Here is a 6,919-nt window from a genome sequence, read left to right as displayed (position 1 = left end):
TTAACTGGGCGAACAGTCGCATGCATTAGACCCGAAACCGGGCGATCTATCCATGAGCAGGTTGAAGGTGCCGTAACAGGCACTGGAGGACCGAACCCACTCCCGTTGAAAAGGTAGGGGATGACTTGTGGATCGGAGTGAAAGGCTAATCAAGCTCGGAGATAGCTGGTTCTCCTCGAAAACTATTTAGGTAGTGCCTCGGACGAATGCCACTGGGGGTAGAGCACTGTTAAGGCTAGGGGGTCATCCCGACTTACCAACCCTTTGCAAACTCCGAATACCAGTGAGTACTATCCGGGAGACACACGGCGGGTGCTAACGTCCGTCGTGAAAAGGGAAACAACCCAGACCGCCAGCTAAGGTCCCAAAGTTACAGTTAAGTGGGAAACGATGTGGGAAGGCATAGACAGCTAGGAGGTTGGCTTAGAAGCAGCCACCCTTTAAAGAAAGCGTAATAGCTCACTAGTCGAGTCGGCCTGCGCGGAAGATATAACGGGGCTCAAACTGTACACCGAAGCTGCGGATGCCATTTATGGCATGGTAGAGGAGCGTTCTGTAAGCCGTTGAAGGTCAAGGTGTGAACCAGGCTGGAGGTATCAGAAGTGCGAATGCTGACATGAGTAACGACAAGGGGAGTGAAAAACTCCCCCGCCGGAAACCCAAGGGTTCCTGTTCAACGTTAATCGGAGCAGGGTTAGTCGGCCCCTAAGGCGAGGCTGAGAAGCGTAGTCGATGGGAAACAGGTTAATATTCCTGTACTTGTTTGTAGTGCGATGGGGGGACGGAGAAGGCTAGGCCAGCACGGCGTTGGTTGTCCGTGTTTAAGCTGGTAGGCAGAAGACTTAGGCAAATCCGGGTCTTCAATGCCGAGACGTGATGACGGTGACTCTACGGAGTCCGAAGTGGTCGATGCCATGCTTCCAGGAAAATCCTCTAAGCTTCAGCTACAAACGAACCGTACTCTAAACCGACACAGGTGGGTAGGTAGAGAATACCAAGGCGCTTGAGAGAACTCGGGTGAAGGAACTAGGCAAAATGGCACCGTAACTTCGGGAGAAGGTGCGCCGGTTAAGGTGAAGGACTTGCTCCGTAAGCTTTGACCGGTCGAAGATACCAGGTGGCTGCAACTGTTTATTAAAAACACAGCACTCTGCAAACACGAAAGTGGACGTATAGGGTGTGACGCCTGCCCGGTGCCGGAAGGTTAATTGATGGGGTTATCTTCGGAGAAGCTCTTGATCGAAGCCCCGGTAAACGGCGGCCGTAACTATAACGGTCCTAAGGTAGCGAAATTCCTTGTCGGGTAAGTTCCGACCTGCACGAATGGCGTAATGATGGTCACACTGTCTCCACCCGAGACTCAGTGAAATTGAATTCGCGGTTAAGATGCCGCGTTCCCGCGGCTAGACGGAAAGACCCCGTGAACCTTTACTACAGCTTCACAGTGAACTTTGAATTGGCTTGTGTAGGATAGCTGGGAGGCTTTGAAGCGAGGACGCCAGTTCTCGTGGAGCCAATCTTGAAATACCAGCCTGGTCAATTTGGGGTTCTAACTCAGGTCCGTTATCCGGATCGAGGACACTGTGTGGTGGGTAGTTTGACTGGGGCGGTCTCCTCCAAAAGCGTAACGGAGGAGCACGAAGGTCGGCTAATCCTGGTCGGACATCAGGAGGTTAGTGCAATGGCATAAGCCGGCTTAACTGCGAGACAGACACGTCGAGCAGGTACGAAAGTAGGTCATAGTGATCCGGTGGTTCTGTATGGAAGGGCCATCGCTCAACGGATAAAAGGTACTCCGGGGATAACAGGCTGATACCGCCCAAGAGTTCACATCGACGGCGGTGTTTGGCACCTCGATGTCGGCTCATCACATCCTGGGGCTGAAGCCGGTCCCAAGGGTATGGCTGTTCGCCATTTAAAGTGGTACGCGAGCTGGGTTTAGAACGTCGTGAGACAGTTCGGTCCCTATCTGCCGTGGGCGTTTGAGATTTGAGAAGAGCTGCTCCTAGTACGAGAGGACCGGAGTGGACGAACCTCTGGTGTTCCGGTTGTATCGCCAGATGCATTGCCGGGTAGCTACGTTCGGACGGGATAAACGCTGAAAGCATCTAAGCGTGAAGCCTCCTTCAAGATGAGATCTCACTGGTACTTTAAGTACCCTGTAGGGCCCTGGAAGACCACCAGGTTGATAGGTCAGGTGTGTAAGCGTTGTGAGGCGTTGAGCTAACTGATACTAATTGCCCGTGAGGCTTGACCATATAACACCCAAACTTGTTTGGAGTGACAAGCAAGGCACTGAAGAAAACAGTGTGAAAGATACGAACAAGCAATCGCCGGTTCGCAAGAGAATCTCAATTAAACATCATGTATCCAACCCTATTTGGTGAACGTTGCCGCCCACAATCGTGAGTGCGTAAGACAACAAAAACACCAAACCAGTTTGCTTGACGACCATAGAGCTGTGGAACCACCTGAATCCTTTCCGAACTCAGAAGTGAAACGCAGCATCGCCGATGGTAGTGTGGGGCTTCCCCATGTGAGAGTAGGTCATCGTCAAGCTTCTATTTAAAGCCCCAGTAGCGAAAGTTACTGGGGCTTTTCTCGTTCTGGGGATCTCTAAAACACCGCGACATCAGAATGAGACTAAACTTGCGACTGGGGCATTAAATGGAATACGTGGGTCTCTGTTACTGATATCGGGCCCATGTGACAGGTGATGCACCGAAGGTGCCAGCCTGGAGCGCCGCCGGCGTGGCGAAGCCAGACAACGCGCAGCGTTGGACTCATTGAGGTCATCGTCTCTGTTGACCCAAATACCCTCTGTAAAAAATCTAAAGCTCAACCCATACGGGCGACCCGTCGGAGTGCCGCTTCACCGCGCTCCCAGAATGATGAGAGTCATCCTGTGTGTTCGTCGGGAAATTAGCGCAGTGCCGCTTTCACTCGTTGTTGGATAGGTGCGAACACGGTTCGTGCTTGAAAGGCGGCCATATTCCAGCGGCCGTCGACGCTGATTCTCGGTACGGTATGAGGGTTGGTATCGGCTTCAACAAAGTCGATATTGGTGGTGAAGGCGCCCTTGTAGCCCAGTGTAATGGCCGTCTCGTGGGTATCCATCGAACGTGCCCATTCCTTCCCGAAAGGGTATGCAAGCCACTTGGCAGGGGTTAGTCCCCATGCTTCGAGCTTCTGGTATGACAGATTGAACTCGTTCTCTTGTTCTGATTTGTTCAGAAGGGCGAGGTTCGGATGCTGATGGGTGTGTGGGGCCAGGGTAAGGATCGGAGAGTTTTTAATGGCGAGAAGGTCTGCAGGACGAACAAAGGCGTTGTCTGGCACTTCCAGCTGACTGGTGATTGAGTTAACCAATTGCTCTGCTGCATCGATACCGTTGAATAGGGCCAGTTTGCGAAGAGTCGCTGCTATTTGCTGGCGATTTGATGCATCGGACAGCTCGAAAGTCCCCGTTAGGTCATCCGTGTTTAGTAGTAACCGTCCGTTGGTCTGTCGCTGTATCCAGGCTGCCATATCCCACCAGGGAATCCAGCTGGCTTCTTCGACTGGGCGGGTCGCAATAAACCAGGTGACTGGTGTATTCATAGACTCGAATACGGGTAGCGCCAGGTCCGCAACGTCCTTGTAGCCATCATCTATCGTAATGGCTACTTGCCAGTCACTGCTGTCGCTGTTCAGCAAGGTATCCAGGTCAACGATGTCGGCGAAGCTCAGAAGCCACTTCAGTTGTTTGCGTAGCTCGGCCAACGGCATGGTAGATACCGGGTTGAAAAACGGATCGTCATATCCTGCTTCCGAGAAGCGGTGGTAGCAAAGTACCAGTTTGCGCTTGCGTACGGATATGGCGACGGGCGCGAGTCCCGCGAGAAACTTGTTGATCAGGGGCTTCATGGCTTAACCACGCTTCTTGATATGTTTGGCGGCTTTCAAAAGACTTGAGTAGGTTTTCTGGTATTTGTACTGGGTCACTGATTCACCACCGAAGCCTTTTTTGAATCGGGCGATTCGATATTCCGGGTGTGATTCATCATCACCATCGAAATAGCCACCCAGGTCGAAGACTTGTTTGCCACTGTCTTTGGCGTCCAGCATGGCTTGCCATACCAGCAAGCGGTTCGAAAGTCCGGATACCATGGCGACCTGTTTGTCATCGCTGGCAAGGCGTTTGGAGCCGCTGAGAATCCAGCGAGAATGTTTGTCGTCTTGCAGGGTGAGCAATCCGCTGATCAGTTCATCGTTCCAATAGCAGGTGTACAGTGCGCCGTTTTCAACGAAGTTCCAGAACATGTCCAGGTCGCCGGAAAACCCTTTGGCGTCGACGAAGTCTCTGTAGATTTCATAAAAGGCTTCGGCGTCGGTGCCTTTTTTGACAACAAGACCCTCTCGCCCCGCACGGTTGACTTCGTAGCGGCAGCTTTTGCTCATGTTCTTCATCAGCGCGTCTACATCCTGATCGAGCTGGATCGTCAGGGTTTTTGATTCGGAGCGCTTGAATCCTGGCAGGTCGACGTTCTCTTCCGTTGCGTAGAAGAAGGCTGCATCGCAGCCTTCAACTTCGTGGGGGGCACTGAACCAGTAACTTTGTTTGGTAAATAGCAATTTACGCGTGTTGATTTGTACCAAACCGGTCTCCTTGCATGTTGAGCAGTCTTGCTTCTCGTTTTCGGTCAAACGCTGAGTGCCATCATGGAGTCTTGAAACGACATCTTTGGCATGTGAATTTTGCCTCCTGGCATTTGGGATCACATGATGACAGCAAAAGACTATCGCAATATTTGTGAATTATTTCACGTTTTGTGTCTGCTGCTGGTCCTGATCTGGCGCATTTGCTGCCTCATTGGATGCGTGTGTCCAATCACTCCACCCCATGTTTTTGCCGGGCTTTGAGGGAGTGGGTGCATCAAAGTCACTGCCGTAGTAATAGTTGATGATGTGCGGCAGCCATGTGTCGTCGCCTTCTGCGGGGAACTGTGCCGTGTGGTTAAGCCACTGGAATGCTCTTAGCAGTGCCTGATCTTGCCATTGCCATACCGGATATCCCATTCGGTGAAGCAATACTGCCTGGGCGACTGCCCCCTGAAGCGCCGTATAAACGTAATTTTCCTTTGGTGGCGGCCAGCTGAAGCGGCCGCCACGCCGTTGGTCATCTGGCAGTACACCGTCAATAGAGTGGCCATCCCGACTTGCGCCTTTGGGGTTGATGCCAACGGGGTTGTCATCGTCCGCCTGCCAGGAATCTTCCTTGTAGCGGAATTCCTGATAGACGTTGCGGTCTCCCAGCCAGCCCTTGAAGACCTTGGCAGATCTGGCAATTTCCTTGCGGTCGCCAAGATAGGCTGCGATAGCAATGCGGGTGGCGCCTGAGTAGGTTCCCCAGTTGTTGGGACGATCCTCGTGGGTTGAGCGCAAGGTTTTACCGGAAGGGTAGCGGCGGATCATTTGGGTCAACAGGAACTGTCGGAAGCGTTTGTCCTCGGCGTCAGGCAGTTTCACCAGGTCGGCGGCCAGTACATAGGCCATTAACTCCTTGGCTACGTCCAGTACTCGCCCGTTACGCTCAGTCCCAATCGCCATCATACAGCTGCGTATTACCTGCTGGCGTAACTTCTCGTCTCTGGTGCGGGCGAATACCAATGCCTTGGCCAGTACTTCGACATTTGCCTTATCGTCCTGGTTGGAAAGGTTGGGGTGTTTCAACGGCCGTTTCGATATCTTCAATAACCGATCCCAGGCTGCTCCCTCCATTGGCAAATTGGATAGTCGCTCCGCGTCTATCCATAAATAATCTGACGGAATGTCAGCTGGCCCTGGTTCAGCATCTGTATCGTTGAGGTCGACTGCGGTTGCTGATAATGAAAACAGAGTTGTCAGTAATATAAGCGTCAGGTTAAACGGGTTTAGGTGTTTTTTTGAGAAGTTATGACTGAACATTTGAGCCCCGTTTACTTGATATATCAATTTACTGGTGCAGGGAAATAATGCGGTTCTATGAATCGTACCTTATGGTACTTCAGTTGCCTGAAATAAGCCCTTCATACATAATCCACGTCAACTGAGTTCATCAGATATTCATTCAGGAAGCCATCGTGACGGGATTACGTTTCATCTTTATTGTGTTTCTTGCTGTCCTTGGTACGTCGTGTAGCAATACAAAGCACATTGGTATGTGGGTCGAAGGTGAGGGCAGAGCGCCCGACTTTGACGGCGACGGTGTGCCCGATGATCTGGATTTGTGCGAAGTAGAGATGCCTGGCGTACCTGTCGATGAAAATGGTTGTCCGTGGGACGATGATCGTGACGGTGTTCCGAATTTGATTGACCGTTGTCCGGGGACCCGACCAGGGGCCATCGTGGATCAGTGGGGGTGTGTGATCGACGGTGACGCCGATGGTGTTCTCGACACGATCGATGAATGCCCGGATACCGCTGCAGATACCCTGGTTGATCCGGTTGGCTGTGCGTTGGATTCGGATGGTGACGGAATACCGGATTCCCAGGATGTCTGTCCGGGTACACCTGTCGATGCTAATGTTGGTGCCAATGGCTGTATTAACGGCGCTGCCAACCTGCCTGTTTTGCAAGCGGTGCACTTTGAATTTAACAAGGATGTCCTCAAACCTACGGCGAACGGAGTGTTGGATCAGGTTGTTGAATACCTCAACGCGAACCCTGACTTGCGGATTCTGATTGTTGGTCATACCGACAGTAAAGGCACCGACCTGTACAACCTCGACCTGTCATGGCGTCGGGCACGATCGGCTTATCAGTACCTGATCGATGCGGGCGTGTCCGAAAAACGCCTGCTGCTGGCAGGTAAAGGTGAATATGAACCGATTGACTCCACAGGCTCGACCGAAGGACGGGCGCTAAACCGTCGGGTCGAGTTCCTGGTAATCGAGTAGCG

At 52.2% G+C, this 6,919-nt stretch carries 4 protein-coding genes and 2 rRNA genes (1 of these 6 cut by a window edge); 3 read left to right on the top strand and 3 right to left on the bottom strand.

Going from position 1 to position 6,919, the window contains the following annotated elements; genetic code table 11:
• Positions 1–2,258: ribosomal RNA gene (locus ACXADJ_RS09640) — 23S ribosomal RNA — on the top strand; it begins 626 nt to the left of the window's first position.
• 185 nt (positions 2,259–2,443) lie between these two features.
• Positions 2,444–2,559: ribosomal RNA gene (gene rrf, locus ACXADJ_RS09635) — 5S ribosomal RNA — on the top strand.
• 363 nt (positions 2,560–2,922) lie between these two features.
• Here rrf and ACXADJ_RS09630 read toward each other — a convergent pair.
• From ACXADJ_RS09630 to ACXADJ_RS09620, 3 genes are all read right to left on the bottom strand, one after another.
• Positions 2,923–3,906: a polysaccharide deacetylase family protein gene (locus tag ACXADJ_RS09630; RefSeq protein ID WP_475065189.1), complete on the bottom strand. Its 984-nt coding sequence runs from the start codon at positions 3,904–3,906 to the stop codon at positions 2,923–2,925.
• Positions 3,907–3,909: 3 nt separating this feature from the next.
• Positions 3,910–4,638: a hypothetical protein gene (locus ACXADJ_RS09625; protein ID WP_475065187.1), complete on the bottom strand. Its 729-nt coding sequence runs from the start codon at positions 4,636–4,638 to the stop codon at positions 3,910–3,912.
• A gap of 159 nt (positions 4,639–4,797) precedes the next feature.
• Positions 4,798–5,946 carry an alginate lyase family protein gene (locus ACXADJ_RS09620; protein WP_475065184.1) on the bottom strand — a complete coding sequence of 383 codons (1,149 nt, stop codon included), beginning with the start codon at positions 5,944–5,946 and terminating at the stop codon, positions 4,798–4,800.
• 155 nt (positions 5,947–6,101) lie between these two features.
• Here ACXADJ_RS09620 and ACXADJ_RS09615 point away from each other — a divergent pair, with 155 nt between their 5' ends.
• Positions 6,102–6,917 (top strand): OmpA family protein, encoded by an 816-nt coding sequence (locus ACXADJ_RS09615; RefSeq protein WP_475065181.1) that lies wholly within the window; start codon positions 6,102–6,104, stop codon positions 6,915–6,917.
• Positions 6,918–6,919: the final 2 nt, after the last annotated feature.

It is taken from the genome of Oceanobacter sp. ABM4_470 (genome assembly GCF_056158645.1).
The sequence above is the reverse complement of the archived record's forward strand: the minus strand, read 5'-3'. Positions and strand labels throughout refer to the sequence as shown.